Raw genomic sequence first — 18,083 nt, forward strand, 5'->3', positions numbered from 1 at the left:
AGGCATGATATCGGATGAACCTTTGTTTATTTTACAAAGGACAGATGCGGGAGCCTTCTTAGGTTCCCGCATTTTTTCTGCTTTTTAATATACTTGGAGGTGAATTACCATAGCAAACGATATGATGGTTAATGATGGAATTCGAGCACGTGAAGTTCGTTTAATTGGTGCAAATGGTGATCAATTAGGAGTTAAGTCAAAGGCGGAAGCAATGAAACTTGCTGAAGATGCAGGATTAGATCTTGTAGTTGTAGCTCCTAAAGCTAAGCCTATGGTTGCTAAAGTATTAGATTACGGTAAATACCGCTTTGAACAACAAAAGAAAGCTCGTCAAGCTCGTAAGAAACAAAAAGTTGTCAGTGTTAAGGAAATTAGACTTAGCCCAACTATTGATACTAATGATTTCAACACTAAGTTGAAAAGAACTCAAAAGTTCTTATCAAAAGGTGAAAAAGTTCGAGTATCAATTCGTTTCAAGGGACGTGCCATCACACATAAAGAAATTGGTCGTGATGTGTTAAACAGAATGGCAGAATCTACATCAGAAGTTGCTAATGTTACTCAACGAGCAAAAATGGATGGAAGAAGTATGTTCCTAATGCTCGCACCTAAATCAAGCGATAAAAAATAGTTAGTATTTATATAATACTTTAAAGAATTTAAGGGAGGATTTCACAATGCCAAAGACTAAAACAAATCGTGCTATTGCTAAGCGTTTCAAAAAGACCGCTAAGGGTGGTTTAAAGAGTGCTAATGCATTTACAAGTCACCGTTTCCATGGTAAGACAAAGAAACAACGTCGTAACCTACGTGGAACTAGCATGATCAATAAGACAACTGCTAATAAATACGAAAAGATGTTTTAATTAATAAGACATAATTATAGGAGGATTTAAACATGCCAAGAGTTAAGGTGGAACAGTTACTCATGCACGTCGTAAACGTGTTTTAAAACAAGCTAAGGGTTACCGTGAAGGTAAACACAGTCTTTTCAAGACTGCTAAAGACCAAGTTATGAAGTCACGCGAATATGCATTCCGTGATCGTAAAGCAAACAAAAGTAATTTCAGAAGATTATGGATTGCTCGTATTAACGCAGCAGCTCGTATGAATGGATTAAGCTACAGTAAATTAATGCACGGTTTGAAACTTTCAAACATTGAAATGAACCGTAAAATGTTAGCTGATTTAGCTGTAAATGACGAAAAAGCATTTGCTTCATTAGCCGAAACTGCTAAGAAAGCTGTTAAATAATTTTCAAAAATAAAACTTTCACCACTTAAGGTAAGTAGGTGGGAGTTTTTTTCTTATTAAGTAAGTAATTAAAATTGCTTACTTTACATATATTTATTAAGAGGAGTTTTATTATTATGATATCTAAATTTAAACCAACCTGGATGATACCTATGATTTATAATATATCACCGGTTAAATTAGAAGACATGGGAATAAAATATGTTTTTACAGATTTGGATAACACTTTAATCCCATGGAATAATCCATATGGAACTCCTCAGCTTAGAAATTGGTTGAATAATCTAAGCAAACATAATATTGAACTTGTTGTTATATCTAATAATAAACGATCAAGAGTTAAAAAAGCTTTAGAAATGCTAGATTTAGATTTTATATCTAGATCTTTAAAACCATTTCCAAATGGTATTAACAAGGCATTAAAAAAATATCACTTAAATAAAAAACAAGTTATAATGGTTGGGGATCAACTTTTAACTGATGTTTGGGCATCCAATAATGCTGGAGTTAGAAGTGTCTTAGTTAAACCATTAATTGAAACGGATGCTTGGAATACAAAGCCAAATCGTTTTATTGAAAAAAAGATTTGGAAAAAGTTAAATAAAAAATATGTTGATTTAAAATGGCAGGAGGATATTAATGACTGAAAATTTAGAAAACGAAGATTTGCGTTGTATTGGATGTGGAGCTCAAATTCAAACGGATACTCCTGATGAATTAGGCTATACTCCTAAATCAGCTTTAGATAAAGGAAAAGAAACTGGTGAAATTTACTGTCAAAGATGTTTTAGATTGCGTCACTATAATGAAATTTCTCCTGTAAGTTTGACTGATGATGATTTCTTGGCACTTTTAAATCAAATTAGAGATGCTAATGCATTAATCGTTTATTTAGTAGATATATTTGATTTTAATGGTAGTTTAATTCCAGGACTACATCGTTTTGTTGGTGATAATCCAATTATGTTAGTTGGAAATAAGGCCGATCTTTTACCAAAATCATTAAAAAATCGTAAATTAAGAGATTGGATTAGACAACGTTCTAACGAAGCAGGAATTAGACCTATTGATGTAGAATTAGTTTCAGCTAGAACTAACGAATCTGTTGATAATTTATTAAATAATATTGATAAATATCGTAAAAATAGAGATGTTTATGTTGTCGGTGTAACTAATGTTGGTAAGTCAACCTTAATTAACCAAATTATTAAACAAAATACCGGAATAAAAGAGTTAATTACAACTTCAAGATTTCCTGGTACTACTTTAGATAAAATTAGTATTGATTTAGAAGATGGACATAAATTAGTTGATACTCCTGGAATTATTCATAAAGAACAAATGGCTCATTATCTTACTGGAAAGGATTTAAAAGTTGTTGAACCACAAAAACAAATTAAACCTAAAGTATATCAATTGAATCCGGAACAGACCTTATTCTTTGGTGGTGTTGCTAGGTTTGATTATGTTAATGGAGATAAAAAGCATGGATTTACAGTTTATGTTGAAAATAATCTTTTCATTCATAGAACTAAACTTATCAATGCAGACGCATTTTATAGTAAACATTTTGGAGAAATGTTAACTCCACCTAGTAAAGATTCTATTGAAGATTTTCCAGAATTGGTTCGATATGAATTTAAGACAGATCAAAAAAGTGATTTAGTAATTGAAGGCTTAGGATGGATTACCGTACCTTCAAATGTTGTAGTAGCGGGATGGGCTCCCAAAGGAGTTTCTGTGTTGTTAAGAAGAGCAATGATTTAATTATAAGGAGAATTTCAATGAAATTAAGAGGGAAACAAAAGCGTTATTTGAGATCACAAGCTAATCGTATGAAGCCTTTATTTTCTGTTGGTAAAAATGGACTAAATGAAATCTGGTTAGATCAAATTTTAGATGCATTACAAAGAAGAGAGTTAATTAAAATTAATATTCAACAAAATGCTGATGAAAGTGTATCAGATGTAAAATCATTTATTGAAGAAAATAGTGATGTATCTGTAGTCCAAACTATTGGAAAAACACTATTATTATTTATGCCAGCAAGTAAAGAAAAATTTCAAAATTATTCTGTAGAAGTTAAAAATATTTAAAGAGCTGTTTAAGATGCGCAAAAAGAAAATTGGTATTTTGGGTGGGACATTTAATCCTATTCATAATGGACACTTATTTATTGCTGAACAAGTTAGAACTCAATTGAATTTGGACAAAGTTTTATTTATGCCTGATTATATTCCTCCTCACATTGATCAAAAATCTGCAATTAGTTCCGTTGATAGAGTTAATATGGTTCGTTTGGCAATCAAAGATAATCATAATTTTGGTGTTTTGATGGATGAAATTGATAGAAAAGGTAAGAGCTATACTTATGATACAATGAGTGCATTGGTGCGTAATAATCGCAATGTTGATTATTATTTTATTATTGGTGGTGACATGGTTCATTATTTGCCTAAATGGTATAAAATTGATGAATTGACTAAAATAATAAAATTTGTTGGTGTTCAAAGAGAAGAATACGATAATAATTCAAAATATAGTATTATTAAATTGAATGTTCATAAGCTTGATATTTCTTCAACACTTATTCGTAATAGTATTAAAGACGGACAATCTGTACGTTATTTGATTCCAGATGAGGTTTTACAATATATAAAGGAGCATCATATTTATGAATGATATCGAATTAGAATATAAAGAAAATATTGTTCCATATAGCAGAAAAGAATTAATTAATAAATTAAAATCAGCTCTAAAGCAATCTAGATTTGAGCATGTTTTAAGAGTTGAACAAATGGCTATTAAGTTAGCTAAATTAAATAATTTTGATGAAGAAATGGCCAGCATTGGCGGATTAGTTCATGATTATGCTAAACAAAGGCCTGATGAAGATTTTATTGCTGCCATTAAAAAATATCATTTGAATGAAAATTTATTAAATTATGGTAATGCAATTTGGCATGGAGCAGTAGGATATTTGTTTGTGCAAAATGAATTAAGAATTTCCAATGTGGAAATTCTTAATGCTGTAAAATATCACACAACAGGTTCTAAATATATGTCCACTTTATCTCAAATCGTTTATATGGCAGATTATCTTGAAATGGGTCGTGAATTCCCAGGTGTTGATGAAGCCAGAACAATTACGTTTAATAATTTACAAGATGGTGTTGCATATCAAACTAAACATACAATTGAATATTTAATTTCTAATAATAAATCAGTTTATCCGAAAACTATTGATACTTATAATCAATGGGTTGTTAATTCAAAAATAAAGTAATAAGGAGCAATTTATAAATGAGTAGTAAAGATACTTTAGAAGTAGTAGTAAAAGCTGCAGATAGTAAACGAGCAAATAATATTGTTGCTTTAAATGTACATGAAGTTAGTTTAATGTCAGATTATTTTGTGATTATGGATGCAACTTCAAATCGTCAAGTAAAATCAATTGCTGATGAAATTGTAGATCAAGCGGAAGCAGCAAAAGTTGAAGTGCAACAAGTAGAAGGTAAAGATACTGCAAAATGGATTTTGGTTGATTTAGGGGATGTAATTGTTCATGTATTTCAAAGTGATGAAAGAGAATATTACAATCTAGAAAAATTATGGTCAGATGCACCATCAGTAAAAATTGATCAATGGGTAAAATAATATGATTTATCAAGAATTTGCAGAATTATATGATGAATTATTTGATCCAACCATGTATGACAAGTGGTTGGATTTTGTTGAACATAATGCTAATGCAGATGATGATATTTTAGACATTGCTTGTGGTACAGGTAGACTAATTTCTTTATTGAGAAACAAAAAATATAATGTTAGTGGACTTGATATGTCTTCGGATATGTTAACAATTGCTGATGATAATTTAAGAAGAAACAATCAGACTGCTAATTTAATTCAAGGCGATATGTTAGATTTGTCGTCTTTTCCCAATTATGAAGTAATTACATGTTTTGATGATTCTCTATGTTATTTAAAAAACTTACAAGAGTTAAAAATTGCTTTTAAAAATGCATATAATCACCTTAATAATAAAGGAAAATATTTATTTGATGTAATCACCCCTTATCAGACTGATCAAATTTATCCAGGATATATGTATAATTTTCATGACGAAACTAGGGCTTTTATGTGGACAACTTATATTGGGGATGAAGAGCATTCTGTTGATCATGATTTATCATTTTTTAACTACAATGAAGAATTAGATGCTTATGATGAATTTAGTGAGTTGCATCATGAACGTACTTATAATCTAGAAGATTATATTTCATCATTAGAATCAGTCGGCTTTTCTAAAGTAAATGTTTTTAGTAATTTTGGAAAAAATAAAATAGACGAAAATACTACTAGATGGTTTTTTATTTGTGAGAAGTGATAATATGTTAAATGCAGTTGGAATAATTAGTGAATATAATCCTTTCCATAATGGACATTTATACCAAATAAAAAAAAGCCAAAGAACTTACCCATGCTGATTTATGTATTGTAGTTATGAGTGGCAATTGGGTTCAAAGAGGCCAGCCAGCTTCTTTTGATAAATGGAATCGTGCTAAAATGGCATTAGAAAATGATGTTGATTTGGTTGTAGAGTTACCATTTCAATATTCTGTTCAGCCAGCCAGCATATTTGCTAAAGCTGCGGTCAATATATTAGGTGCTTTGCAATGTAAATGGTTATCATTTGGCAGTGAAAGTCCAGAAATTAATTTTTCTAAATTAGCTACTGTTAATTTAGAAAATCCTGAATATTTTAAAAATTATGAAGAAAATTATACTTCAGCAATTCAACAATTAATTGCCGAAAAAACTGATTTTGTTATAAATAAGCCGAATGATATTTTAGCATTTAATTATGCTTTATATAATAGACAGCTATCTATACCTATGAAATTAATTCCTGTTAAACGAAAGAATAGTAATCATAATGATGTTGAAATAATTGATTCTAGCTTAAATATTTCTAGTGCAACATCTATTAGAAAAAATATTAATAACGTTTCTAAAATTTATAATGTAATTCCTAAATCTACCTTGGAAGTCATTGAGAATAATCAATGTATTGATTGGAATACCTTTTGGAAATATTTAAAATACAAAATATTAACTAATTCTGTTAATGAATTAAGAAGCATTTATCAAATGACAGAGGGCTTAGAGTATAGATTCAAAAAATATATTAAAATATCTAATGATTTTGACGAATTTTTAAATAATTTAAAGACCAAAAGATATACATTTTCGAGACTAAGACGACTTTGTGTATATGTTTTAATGAACTTTAAATCTACTGATTTTGAAAATTCATCTGAGTATATTCGTATATTAGGTTTTAATAGTTTAGGCAGAAAATATCTTAAACAAATAAAGAAAAAAACTAATATGATTATTATCTCAAAGCCTAGCAAAGCTTTGCTAGAAAAAGAGCTTAAGTTTGACTACTTATCTGGTAATATATATAGTATTGAAAGTAAAAAGAATGAAGATTTATATAAAGTACCGTTAATATTTTAGTAATTTTAGGTATCAAGGAAAACACCTTGACAAACCATCTTATTACTATGTATAATTAACGTCGTTGCATTAGGAGGTAAACCTATGAAATGGGTATTAAGAGAATTATCAGATTACAAGAATAAACCACTTTATGTTAGTGAAAAGATGGATTTATCTCAAGATATTATGGAAAGATATAGTAAATATGTCATTTCTGCTAATGATAAATTTAGTGTGGATGCTTATGTATTCTATGACAATGGTAATGCCATTGTTAATGCTCATGTTCGTGGTAATATCGTAGTGCCTTCATCAAGATCTTTGACTCCAGTTGATCTTCCTTTAGACTTTAAAATAGATGAAGTTTATGTGGATACAAAAGCTCAACTGAAGAAATATGAAGAAGAAGATGAAGCTGCATTTTTATTAGATGATGATGGTGTTATTGATTTTGATAAATCAGTTGCTGACAACGTTATCTTACAAATTCCAATGCATATTCTGTCGCCTGATGAAAAAAATGGTAGTGAAATGCCTAAGGGTAATGATTGGGAAGTTATTTCTGAAGAAGAATATGACAATCAAAAGACAGATAATAAAAAAGTAGATCCACGTCTTGCTAAGCTAAAAGATCTATTTAACGATAGTGATAAGTAATTGGTAAGACTTAAAATTTTTCACTAGTGGATATTTTATTTTAAAGAGTAAGGGGGGTCTTTGCATTGGCTGTACCAAAGAGAAAAACTTCAAAAGCTAAAAAGGGTATGCGTCGTGGCCACATTAAGTTGGCTAACCCAGGTTTGAGTGCTTGCCCAAACTGTGGTGAATTACGTAAACCTCATATGGTTTGTCCTAGTTGTGGATACTATGATGGAAAACAAGTTGTTAAAACTAACGACTAATTATTTTTTAAAGTTATCAGATCACCATGGAATCTGATAACTTTTTTATTTTCTAAAATAAAAAGAGTCCTTTTCTTAATTTGAAAAGGACTCTTTTTAATTATTTAGTGAAATCTACAACCATTCTACCAACAATTTTATTATTCTTCATATCATCAATAACTTGATTAATATCTTCTAATTTGCATGTTTGAACAATTGGTTTTACTTTTCCTTCACTACCGAATTGGAAAGTTTCTGTTAAATCTTGTCTAGTTCCAACAAGTGAACCAGCAACTTGAATTCCATCAAGAACAGTTTTATCAATGTTTAAGGCCATATCTCCTTTAGGCAATGCAACTGCAACTAATTTACCATCAGGTCTTAGAGCATTGATAGCAGTGGTAAATGCATCTTTGTTAACTGCAGTAACAACTGAGCTATGAACTCCACCAACTTTTTCCTGAATAGTTTTTGATACGTCTGAATCATGACGATTAATTAATAATTCAGCACCATTTTCTTTTGCTGCTTGTAATTTCTTTTCATTTCCGTCAACAGCAACTACATGTGCATTAAACACATTATGAGCAAATTGAATTGCTAAATTACCTAAGCCTCCAGCACCAACAACTTCACTCCATTGACCTGGTCTTAAATTGCCAACTTTAAGAGCTTTATATGTTGTAACACCAGCACAAGTTAGTGATGTTGCTTCAACTGGATCTAAATCTTCTGGTACTTTAACAGCATAATCAGCATCAACAATCACTTGTTCTGCCATTGCACCATCAACAGTAAAACCAGCATTTTCAACATTACGGCATAAAGTTTCACGTCCAGTTAAACAATATTCACAGTGTCCGCATCCTTTAAAGAACCAAGCAATTGATACACGGTCACCAATTTTTAAATTAGTTACGTCATCAGCAACTTGTGATACTCTACCAACACCTTCATGACCAATAATTCTACCAGGTTGTTCACCAAAGTCTCCAGAAGCAACATGTAAATCTGTATGACAAAGTCCACAGTATTCAACATCAACTAAAGCTTCACCATTTTTGATTGGTCTTAAGTTTACATCCTTAATATCTACATATCCATCTGAATTGTTTCTAACTACAGCAGCTTTCATAAAAAGTACCTCTATTCATTAATTTTAAACATTAAGAATTATAAATAAATTTACAACTATAATCAATAACATTTATCAATTAAATAATAAACCTTACAGATTATAATATTCATATATATAAATTAAAATTTTATAAAATAAAATGTTCATAGTTGCTATGCAGCTATTATTGAACATTTTATTGTGATAGAATATATTAGTATATTACAATTTTAGAAAGTATTTAGGGGTGTACTCGTATGAGTCGAATCTTAATAGTAGAAGACGAAAAAAGTTTATCTAGATTTGTTGAGCTAGAACTTAAACATGAAGGTTATGAAACCAAGGTAGCAGTCAATGGTAGAGACGGATTAGATGATGCAATTAATGAAGACTTTGACATTATATTACTTGATTTAATGTTGCCTAAACTAAATGGTATGGAAGTAGCCAGAAGATTGAGAGAAAAGAAAAATACTCCAATCATTATTATGACTGCTAGAGATTCAGTTATTGATAGAGTTTCTGGATTTGATCATGGTGCTGATGATTATATCGTAAAGCCATTTGCTATTGAAGAATTATTAGCTCGTGTTCGTGCTTTATTGCGTCGTATTAATATTGAAGGCGATGAAAAAACTGAAAATCAAAAAGTCGTTCATTTTAAAGATATTACTGTTGAAAAAGAAAGTCGCATTGTCAAACGTGGTGAAGATATTATAGATTTGACTAAACGTGAATACGAACTTTTATTAACATTAATGGAAAATGTGAACGTGGTGTTAGCTAGAGATGTATTACTTAATCAAGTTTGGGGATATGATTCTAATGCCGAAACCAATGTAGTTGATGTATATGTTAGATACTTAAGAAACAAAATTGATCGTAGCGATCAAAAAAGTTATATTCAAACTGTTAGAGGCACTGGGTATGTGATGAGATCATGATTGTAAAAAAAGACGATAAAGTTGATAATGTGAATGGTAAAAATAAATGGATATCTCTTAAATGGAAATGGTCTATTGGTTCTGCCATCATAATTTTCTTAATTTTATCTATTTTTTCTTTCTTAATCTATAATAGATTTTCTGATGTTTTATTGAATCAAGAATCAGTTCATACTAGTGAAACTTTAAGTGCTTTGTCTGGAAAACTAACAGGATTTAATGATAACCTTTCAGAAAAAGAAGTTATAAGCATACTTAGTCCTCGTAATGAAAATATTAATAAATCTAAGAACGAAGATGGAGTTCATTCAAATTCTTTATTTAGTAGTATTTCCAGAGATGACATAATAGTTAATGTTTTTGATAAAGATGCTAATCCTATCTTTTTTTCTAAACAAACCGAAAAGAAATTTATGAAAATTGGTCATATAAATAGTAAAATTGATAAAAATAGTATTTATAATAACAATTATTCATTAATTGAAGAAATACCAATCTATTCTAAAAAGACTGGTAACAAGATAGGTTATTTAAGGGTCATCAATAATTTAGTTGATTATCACATTTATACTAAAAAATTAATGATAATATTAATTGTAATATTGTTATTAGGTGTGTTTTTTGCTTCATTATTATCATATGTATTAGCTGCATATATGTTAAGGCCAATTAAAATGATTTCTGATACGATAAGTAGTGTAAACGATTCACCAGAGACAAATGTTAGGGTACCTAGGCTTAATCAAAATGATGAGTTAACTGATCTGGGAAATATTTTTAATGATATGCTTGATACTATGCAACGTTATATTGATCAACAACAACAATTTGTTGAAGATGTGTCTCATGAATTGAGAACTCCAGTTGCCGTTATTCAAGGGCATTTAAAAATGTTATCTAGATGGGGTAAAGATGATCCTGAAATTTTAGATGAATCTATTCAATCTTCAATTGATGAAATTAATCGTATGAAAAGTTTGGTTCAAGAAATGCTTGATCTCTCAAGAGCTGAACAAGTCGAAATTAATTATAATAACAAATTAACTGATGTTCAGGATATTGTTCATCAAGAATTTAATGATTTTAAAATGATTCATCCAGATTATACTTTTAACTTAGATGATGATATTGATAAGGAAACTATTATTCAAATTTATCGTAACCATTTAGAACAAATCCTTATTATCTTATTGGATAATGCAGTTAAATATTCAAAAGATCGTAAAGAAGTCCATATTTCATTATCTAGAAAATACCGGTATGTTGATATTGCCGTTCAAGATTTTGGTGAGGGTATTAGTCAAGACAGTGTTAATAAAATTTTTAATCGATTTTATCGTGTTGACAAGGCCAGAAGCCGTAATCAAGGTGGCAACGGTTTAGGATTATCTATTGCTAAAAGATTGGTAGAAGCTTATCATGGAAAAATTTCTGTAGAAAGTTCTGCCGGATATGGTTCAATATTTACAATTTCATTTCCTTTGTTAAGCAAAGAAAAAATTGAACATATTAAAGAATTAGATGATAAAAAATAATAACTTAAAATAAAAGGACTATTACTAATATTAGTAATAGTCCTTTTATTTTATAATTAATGTTTATTATTTTGTTTTCCAGAATTTCGCTTTCTCAAGTCAGTATCTTTTTTGTTTTCAATGACCCTTTCTTGAGAATCATCCTTTACAGATGTTGAATCTTCTTCTGTAATGTCGTGAATTTCTTGCTTTTCTTGATCTGCCTGTTCTTTAGCTTGTGCCGCCACTTCTTTTTTAATTTTTGGACGGTACAAGTTAATAATCAGAGTTTGAATACATGCAAATATACCACTTACAAAGAAGTAAAATCCTAGTCCTGCAGGGGCACTAAAAGTAATTAATGCAATCATAACAGGAGTGATATATGACATCATTTTCATTTGTTTCTTTTGATCTTCAGGTAAACCTAGTGTCATTAGGTATCCTTGAATAATATAAGCAACAAATGAAAGGGCAACTAAGATTAAACTTTTATCTCCTAATTTAATACCTAAAAACATTGTATGTGATACTTCTGGTGAAAAACGAATACCATTATATAATGCAATATAAATTGGCATTTGAATTATTAGTGGTAAACAACCAATTCCACCAGTCATACTAATATTATTATTTCTATACAGTTGCATCATTTCTTGTTGAATTTGCATCTGTTCTTCTTTAGTCTTAGCATTTCTTTGACGTTCTTGAATCTTTTTCATTTGTGGTCTAACAAAACTCATTTTCTCTTGCATCATAGTAGACTTTTTCATCTGACTGATCATAGCGGGTAATAAAATCATTCTAACAATTATTGTTAAAAGAATAATTGCCCATCCATATCCACCAACAAACTTTGCCATAAAATCCAAAATGTGTTGAGCAGGTAATGCTAAATATTCATATGTTAGTCCATATGGTTTACCAGACCCATCTTGTCTAACACAACCAGTTAATGTTAATGCTGCAAGACCAACAAATGAAAGAACGCTGTATTTCTTTAAATTCTTCATTTATAAAAACCTTTCCTAACTTTTTTCATTTACTAATAATACCAGAAATGTGTTACTAAATTAAATTTTAATTGAAAAAGTTTTATATTCTTTATAATTCAATAAAGTATAATCTATATTGCTTATTTTAATAAAAGGATTATTTAATGATTTTATACCATTTATAAAATTGTTCACATCTTCAATATTAGCCACAATTTTCACTGATCCCTCTGAAAGATTTTGTACATAGCCTTTGACATTAATTTTATCTGTCCAAGTTTTTGTTGACCATCTAAAACCAACGCCTTGAACTTTTCCTTTTATTATAAATTTAACGGTTTGTTTCATAAATTATTACCTCACTTTTTGCAATCATTTATATATTATTATAGTATTGTGATAAAATAATATGAATAAGTTACTATATTAAAAGGGGCTAATCCTTACTATGGAAAAAATAGTTTCTGTTAAAAATGACAGAATAAAAGCTTGGAAAAAATTAAATAATAAAAAGGGCAGAGAAAAACAATCTGCTTATCTTCTTGAAAGTTGGCATTTAGTAAATGAAGCATTAAATGCCAATCAAGATATAAAAGTAATATTAACAACAACAAAACAATTGTCTCTACATCAAAATGAACTATCACAATACAATGGTGAGTTAATAGAAATAAACGATGAAGTGGCTAATCATTTAGGATCAACTATCACTCCACAAGGAATTTTTGCGATTGTAGGGCTTCCTAGTAAAGAAGATATTAATGAAAATAATATTAATGGATCCTGGTTATTGTTGGATAATATACAAGATCCAGGTAATATTGGAACGATGGTTAGAACAGCAGATGCTGCTGGTATGAGTGGTGTTATTTTTGGTAAGGGAACATCTAGTCAATTTAATCCTAAAGTTTTAAGATCTATGCAAGGAAGTCAATTTCATTTAAAAATAATTGAAGGTAATTTACAATATTGGATAGATATATTAAAAAATAAAAACTATCAAGTTTATGGTAGTGAATTAAACGAAAACGCTTTTATTTACAGTGAAATTGTTCCTAGTGAGAATTTTGCATTAATTATGGGAAATGAAGGAAATGGTATGCAAGATGATCTACTTAAAATAACAGATAAAAATTTATATATTCCTATTAAGGGAAACGCGGAATCATTAAATGTCGCTATTGCATCTGGCATATTAATGTTTCATTTAAAAAAATAATTTTAAATAAGGGAGATACTTTGCATGAATACAAAAGCATGGAAAAATGATAAAGTTTATATGTCTTATGTTTCTGACTTATTGAATTCATCAATGGTAAAAGAGCTGTCTAATTATACTCAGCATCATTCATCTACTAGATTAAAGCATTGTATTGATGTTTCTTATGAAAGTTATCAAATCGCAAAGAACTTTAATTTAGATGCTAAGTCAACTGCTAGAGCAGGATTATTACATGATTTATTTTATTATGATTGGAGAACCGATAAATTTCATTTAGGTTCACATGCATATATGCATCCTAGAATTGCTTTACGTAATGCTGAAAAGATAACTAGCTTAAATGACAAGGAAAAAGATATTATTATTAAGCACATGTGGGGACTTACTTTAAGTAAACCCAAGTATGCTGAAAGTGTTATTGTTTCTTTAGTCGATGATTATGATGCTGTTAGAGAATATTTTGCACCTAAATATAGGAACATTAAGCAAATATTTAGTACTAAAAGTTTGTAAGGGGTAATAATATTGGAATCAAGTAAAGAATTACAGTCAGAACTTGACTGTAATCTATGTCCAAAATTTGAAAAAACTTTTTCTATTCTAGGTAAAAAATGGAATGGATTAATTATAGAAACATTATTAGTTAATGGTCCTCAAAGATTTAAGACGATTGCTAAAACTATTGATAAATGTAGTGATCGTGTTTTAGTTGAAAGACTTAGAGAACTAGAAAAAGATAACATTGTATCTAGAAATACTTTTAAGGATTCATCGTTAATTCAATATGAATTAACGAAAAGGGGTAAAGAATTAGAACCTATTATGTATGAAATCCACAAATGGTCAGATAAATGGTATAAATTATAAAACTTATCTTGACCGGAGTTTTAAATTGCATTATTATTTTAAATAAGAGTGACGAAGAAAAAGTAGTAGACTAATATTCACAGGAAGATTGTGTATACTGAGATCAATCAATAGATTAGTTGAATTCATTTTCTGAGCTGATATTGGGAGTTATTAATAACAAAAATTATCCGGTTAATTGCCGTTATGAAGATTGAGTGTATGAATTTATTCTGATATTTTCATAAACTAGGGTGGTACCGCGAAGCTTCGTCCCTTATGGGATGGAGCTTTTTTTATGTATGAAGGGAGAAATTTATGAGTTTAAAAGATGATTTGACCAAATTACGTGATGATGGTCTAAAAAATATTAAAAATGCAACTGATGTCAAAAAAATGAACGATGAAATAAAAGTTCATTTATTAGGTAAGAAGGGCCTTATTACTAAAGCTTTAAGAGGAATTAAAGATTTACCAGTTGAAGAACGTCCAAAAGTGGGTAGTTATTCTAATAAGATTCGTGATGATATTCAAACTGCTTTAGATAAGAAGCAAGAAGAGTTAGAAACTATTGCTTTGAACAAGAAGCTAGCATCAGAAAAAATTGATGTCACACTACCTGGGGATTCCGTAGCCAAAGGTCATCCACACGTTATTCAATCAATTATTGATGAAATCTCTGATATGTTCATGGGTATGGGTTATGAAGTGTTAAGTGGACCAGAAGTTGAAGAAGATAAATATAACTTCGAAATGATGAATTTACCTAAAAATCATCCCGCTAGAGATATGCAAGATACTTTTTACATTACTAAAGATATTTTGATGAGAACACAAACCTCTCCAATGCAAGCTAGAACTTTAGAAAAACATGATTTTTCTAAAGGACCTTTAAAGATGATTTCTCCTGGAGTTGTTTATCGCCGTGATACTGATGATCCTACTCATTCCCATCAATTCCATCAAGTTGAAGGAATTGTAATTGATAAACATATTACAATGGCTGATTTAAAGGGTACTTTAGAATATTTATTACATCAATTATTTGGTGATAAATATGATATTAGACTAAGACCTAGTTACTTCCCATTCACTGAACCATCAGTTGAAGCTGATGTTACATGTTTTAAATGTAATGGTAAGGGTTGTGAAGTATGTAAGCATACTGGATGGATTGAAGTGTTAGGTGCTGGAATGGTTCATCCTAATGTTCTAAAAATGGCTGGTGTTGATGCTGAGTCCTATGGTGGATTTGCATTTGGTTTAGGCCCAGATCGTTTTGCAATGTTGAAATACGGTGTTGACGACATTCGTGATTTCTATCTAAATGATGTACGTTTCTTATCACAATTTAATTAAGGAGAATTTTATATGCGAGTATCTTATAAATGGCTTAAGGAATATATTGACTTAGATATTCCAGTTGATGAATTAGCCGAAAAAATTGAACGTTCTTCTGTTGAAGTTGATTCTGTTATAAAACCTAGTGAAGGACTTAAAAAAATTGTTGTTGGACAAATTTTGAACTTAGAAGACCATCCTGATTCTGATCATTTACATATTTGTCAAGTTGATGTGGGTGATGATGAACCAGTACAAATTGTTTGTGGTGCTCCTAATGTTGAAAAAGGTAAAAAGGTAATAGTTGCATTATCAGGTGCTCGTATTGCCGACAATATTAAAATTAAAAAATCTAAGATGCGTGGCATCCAATCAAACGGAATGTTATGTGCATTAGATGAAATTGGTTATCCAAAAGATGTTGTGCCTAAAGAATGGGCTGATGGAATTTACTTTTTACCTGAAGATGCTAAGGTTGGTAACGATGTGTACAAATATATAGGGATGGATGATGAATTAATAGATTTAGACGTTACTCCTAATCGTGGTGACATGTTAAGCATGTATGGTACTATTCATGATTTATCAGCCATTTATAATAAGCCAGCTAAGTTCGACAATGTGAAAGTTCAAAAAACTTCTGGGAAAAAGACCGCTGATCAAATTAGTAGTGATGTTGACAGCCAAATTGCTTTAACATATAAAAATCGTATTGTTAATAATGTTGAAATTAAGCCAAGCCCACTATGGTTACAAATCTGTTTGTGGAATGCTGGTATTAAACCAATTAATAACATTATTGATATTACTAATTATCTAATGCTTAAATTTGGTCAACCTATGCATGCATATGATTTAGATAAATTACATGGCAATAATATTTCTGTTAGAAATGCTAAAAAGGGTGAAAAAATTACTACTTTAGCTGAAGATGAAGTGGACTTAGACGAAAATGATATTGTGGTTGCCGATGATCGCCCAATTGCATTAGCCGGGGTTATTGGTGGAATTGATACCTCAATTACTAACGATACTAAAAACGTATTATTTGAATGTGCAGTGTTTGATCCAATTAAAGTTAGAAAAATGGCTCGTAAACATGTTATCCACACTGAAGCTTCACAAAGATTTGAACGTGGTATTAATCGTGGCGGTCTAGATGAAGTAATGGAAAATGCTTGTCAAATGAGTAATGAGTTGGCTAATGGTGAAGTTTGTGATGATACTTTAAACGGTAGTGAATTTAATGCTCAACCAGTTGTAGTAAACATTACTTTAACTAAAATAAACCATGTTTTGGGAACAAATCTTTCAAGTGAACAAGTAAAAGATATATTTGAACGATTAGGTTTTGATACTAAAGTTGATGGGGATGCTTTTGTAGTTACTGTACCAACACGTCGTTGGGATATTCATATCGATGCTGATTTAATTGAAGAAGTAGCTAGAATTTATGGATATGACAATCTTCCTTCAACATTACCAACAACTACAATGACAACTGGAAAATTACAACCAAAACAACAACTAATTCGTAATAGTAGAAGTATATTAGAAGGCTTAGGATTAACTCATGCTATTTCTTATGCTTTAACTAGCCAAGACAAAGCTAAAATGTTTATGATGCAAAAATCATTTGAAACAAATTTAAGTTATCCTATGACTAATGATCATGAAACTTTAAGAATGAACTTAGTTACTGGTTTATTAGATGATATTGCATATAATAAGGCAAGAAATGTTCATGATGTTGCTTTGTATGAACAAGGAAGAGTATTTTACAAAGAAAATGAAAATGAGGTTAGACCTTCAGAAATAGAACACATTTCTGGAGCAATTACTGGTTCATTGTTACGTAGTACTTGGAATGAAAAAGCAAAAGAAGTTGATTTCTATCAAATTAAAGGAATTGTTGATAAATATTTAGAAACAATTGGATTTATTAATCAAGTTGAATATGTTGCCAATGCAGACTATCCAGAAATGCACCCTGGTAGAACAGCTGATATTATGATTCATGGACATTATGTTGGATTTATTGGTGAAGTTCATCCTAATATTGCCAAAAAATTTAAGATTAATACAACTTATGTGTTTGATTTGAATTTACAATTATTGAATGATTTGCCTAAGACTGATCAAAGTTATGAATCTATTTCTAAATATCCTTCTATTTCAAGAGATATTGCCATCTTAATTGATGAAAATGTTACTAATAATGATATTTTGAAAGTTATTAATAAACGTGGTGGAGCATTCTTGAGAGATGTAAACCTATTTGATGTATACAATGGTGAACATGTCCCAAGTGGTAAAAAGTCAATGGCTTATAATTTAATATTCCAAAATAAACGAGATACATTAGTTGATGATGATGTAAATAAGGCAATGGATAAGATTCAAAGAAATCTTGAAAAAGAATTTGAAATTGAAGTTCGTTAGTTTAAAAATATGGAGG

The 18,083-nt window shown here is 29.9% G+C and carries 22 protein-coding genes, 2 pseudogenes and 2 other annotated features (1 of these 26 only partly in view); of the genes and pseudogenes, 21 read left to right on the plus strand and 3 right to left on the minus strand.

From position 1 onward, the window contains the following. Positions 1-84: a sequence feature (ribosomal protein L20 leader region), on the plus strand; it begins 52 nt to the left of the window's first position. 37 nt (positions 85-121) lie between these two features. The 14 genes and pseudogenes from infC to rpmF all read left to right on the plus strand — a co-directional run bounded on the left by infC (position 122) and on the right by rpmF (position 7,664). Then, positions 122-631 carry a translation initiation factor IF-3 gene (gene infC / locus C7N41_RS04305; protein WP_105955927.1) on the plus strand — a complete coding sequence of 170 codons (510 nt, stop codon included), beginning with the start codon at positions 122-124 and terminating at the stop codon, positions 629-631. Positions 632-677: 46 nt separating this feature from the next. Next, entirely contained in the window at positions 678-866 is a 189-nt protein-coding gene (gene rpmI, locus C7N41_RS04310; RefSeq protein WP_105955928.1) for a 50S ribosomal protein L35, read from the plus strand. Positions 867-898: 32 nt separating this feature from the next. Further along, positions 899-1,254 (plus strand): annotated as a pseudogene (gene rplT, locus C7N41_RS04315) (50S ribosomal protein L20). Between the two features lie 116 nt (positions 1,255-1,370). Further along, positions 1,371-1,901, plus strand: coding sequence for a YqeG family HAD IIIA-type phosphatase (locus C7N41_RS04320; protein WP_105964499.1), 531 nt, complete (start codon positions 1,371-1,373; stop codon positions 1,899-1,901). Beyond that, on the plus strand, positions 1,894-3,021 hold the full coding sequence (gene yqeH, locus C7N41_RS04325) for a ribosome biogenesis GTPase YqeH (protein WP_105964500.1): 1,128 nt from the start codon (positions 1,894-1,896) through the stop codon (positions 3,019-3,021). The genes C7N41_RS04320 and yqeH overlap by 8 nt, the downstream gene beginning before the upstream one ends. 17 nt (positions 3,022-3,038) lie before the next feature. Then, positions 3,039-3,350, plus strand: coding sequence for a ribosome assembly RNA-binding protein YhbY (gene yhbY / locus C7N41_RS04330; RefSeq protein ID WP_105964501.1), 312 nt, complete (start codon positions 3,039-3,041; stop codon positions 3,348-3,350). Between the two features lie 13 nt (positions 3,351-3,363). Further along, positions 3,364-3,936, plus strand: coding sequence for a nicotinate-nucleotide adenylyltransferase (locus tag C7N41_RS04335; protein ID WP_105964502.1), 573 nt, complete (start codon positions 3,364-3,366; stop codon positions 3,934-3,936). Continuing rightward, positions 3,929-4,540 carry a bis(5'-nucleosyl)-tetraphosphatase (symmetrical) YqeK gene (yqeK, locus tag C7N41_RS04340; protein ID WP_105964503.1) on the plus strand — a complete coding sequence of 204 codons (612 nt, stop codon included), beginning with the start codon at positions 3,929-3,931 and terminating at the stop codon, positions 4,538-4,540. The genes C7N41_RS04335 and yqeK overlap by 8 nt, the downstream gene beginning before the upstream one ends. A gap of 17 nt (positions 4,541-4,557) precedes the next feature. Further along, a complete protein-coding gene (rsfS, locus tag C7N41_RS04345) occupies positions 4,558-4,911 on the plus strand; it encodes a ribosome silencing factor (RefSeq protein WP_105964504.1) in 354 nt (117 codons plus the stop codon). A 1-nt stretch (position 4,912) separates the two neighbouring features. Then, complete coding sequence (locus C7N41_RS04350) at positions 4,913-5,644, plus strand: class I SAM-dependent DNA methyltransferase (RefSeq protein ID WP_105964505.1); 732 nt, start codon at positions 4,913-4,915, stop codon at positions 5,642-5,644. 4 nt (positions 5,645-5,648) lie between these two features. Next, positions 5,649-5,744, plus strand: coding sequence for a nucleotidyltransferase family protein (locus tag C7N41_RS07960; protein WP_105964506.1), 96 nt, complete (start codon positions 5,649-5,651; stop codon positions 5,742-5,744). Beyond that, positions 5,728-6,780, plus strand: a pseudogene (locus C7N41_RS04360) (nucleotidyltransferase); the annotation flags it as partial. The gene C7N41_RS07960 and the pseudogene C7N41_RS04360, both read left to right, overlap by 17 nt. Positions 6,781-6,864: 84 nt before the next feature. Then, the gene (locus C7N41_RS04365) at positions 6,865-7,419 is read left to right on the plus strand and encodes a DUF177 domain-containing protein (RefSeq protein ID WP_105964508.1); all 555 of its coding nucleotides are present in this window, start codon (positions 6,865-6,867) and stop codon (positions 7,417-7,419) included. Positions 7,420-7,484: 65 nt separating this feature from the next. Next, the gene (gene rpmF, locus C7N41_RS04370; RefSeq protein WP_105955939.1) at positions 7,485-7,664 is read left to right on the plus strand and encodes a 50S ribosomal protein L32; all 180 of its coding nucleotides are present in this window, start codon (positions 7,485-7,487) and stop codon (positions 7,662-7,664) included. 100 nt (positions 7,665-7,764) lie between these two features. On the opposite strand, the gene adhP is transcribed toward rpmF, so the two are convergent. Then, positions 7,765-8,781, minus strand: a complete 1,017-nt coding sequence (gene adhP / locus C7N41_RS04375; protein ID WP_105964509.1) for an alcohol dehydrogenase AdhP — start codon at positions 8,779-8,781, stop codon at positions 7,765-7,767. A gap of 239 nt (positions 8,782-9,020) precedes the next feature. Here adhP and C7N41_RS04380 point away from each other — a divergent pair, with 239 nt between their 5' ends. Continuing rightward, on the plus strand, positions 9,021-9,707 hold the full coding sequence (locus tag C7N41_RS04380) for a response regulator transcription factor (protein ID WP_105964510.1): 687 nt from the start codon (positions 9,021-9,023) through the stop codon (positions 9,705-9,707). Then, positions 9,704-11,242 (plus strand): HAMP domain-containing histidine kinase, encoded by a 1,539-nt coding sequence (locus tag C7N41_RS04385; protein WP_105964511.1) that lies wholly within the window; start codon positions 9,704-9,706, stop codon positions 11,240-11,242. Before C7N41_RS04380 ends, C7N41_RS04385 begins: the two co-directional genes overlap by 4 nt. A gap of 56 nt (positions 11,243-11,298) precedes the next feature. Here the strand turns inward: C7N41_RS04385 and yidC are convergent, their stop codons facing one another. Beyond that, entirely contained in the window at positions 11,299-12,234 is a 936-nt protein-coding gene (gene yidC, locus C7N41_RS04390) for a membrane protein insertase YidC (protein WP_105964512.1), read from the minus strand. A 60-nt stretch (positions 12,235-12,294) separates the two neighbouring features. After that, the gene (locus tag C7N41_RS04395; RefSeq protein WP_105964513.1) at positions 12,295-12,564 is read right to left on the minus strand and encodes an acylphosphatase; all 270 of its coding nucleotides are present in this window, start codon (positions 12,562-12,564) and stop codon (positions 12,295-12,297) included. A 100-nt stretch (positions 12,565-12,664) separates the two neighbouring features. Here C7N41_RS04395 and C7N41_RS04400 point away from each other — a divergent pair, with 100 nt between their 5' ends. The 5 genes from C7N41_RS04400 (at position 12,665) to pheT (ending at position 18,067) form a co-directional block, all read left to right on the plus strand. Beyond that, a complete protein-coding gene (locus C7N41_RS04400; protein ID WP_105964514.1) occupies positions 12,665-13,435 on the plus strand; it encodes a TrmH family RNA methyltransferase in 771 nt (256 codons plus the stop codon). Between the two features lie 24 nt (positions 13,436-13,459). Continuing rightward, entirely contained in the window at positions 13,460-13,951 is a 492-nt protein-coding gene (locus tag C7N41_RS04405) for an HD domain-containing protein (RefSeq protein WP_105964515.1), read from the plus strand. Between the two features lie 12 nt (positions 13,952-13,963). Beyond that, positions 13,964-14,305, plus strand: coding sequence for a winged helix-turn-helix transcriptional regulator (locus C7N41_RS04410; protein ID WP_105964516.1), 342 nt, complete (start codon positions 13,964-13,966; stop codon positions 14,303-14,305). 42 nt (positions 14,306-14,347) lie between these two features. Then, positions 14,348-14,565, plus strand: a binding site (T-box leader). Positions 14,566-14,602: 37 nt separating this feature from the next. After that, a complete protein-coding gene (gene pheS, locus C7N41_RS04415) occupies positions 14,603-15,643 on the plus strand; it encodes a phenylalanine--tRNA ligase subunit alpha (RefSeq protein ID WP_105964517.1) in 1,041 nt (346 codons plus the stop codon). A 12-nt stretch (positions 15,644-15,655) separates the two neighbouring features. Continuing rightward, positions 15,656-18,067 (plus strand): phenylalanine--tRNA ligase subunit beta, encoded by a 2,412-nt coding sequence (gene pheT, locus C7N41_RS04420; protein WP_105964518.1) that lies wholly within the window; start codon positions 15,656-15,658, stop codon positions 18,065-18,067. The last annotated feature ends 16 nt before the right edge of the window (positions 18,068-18,083 follow it).

It is taken from the genome of Apilactobacillus micheneri (assembly GCF_002993975.1).
Classification (GTDB): Bacteria; Bacillota; Bacilli; order Lactobacillales; family Lactobacillaceae; genus Apilactobacillus; species Apilactobacillus micheneri.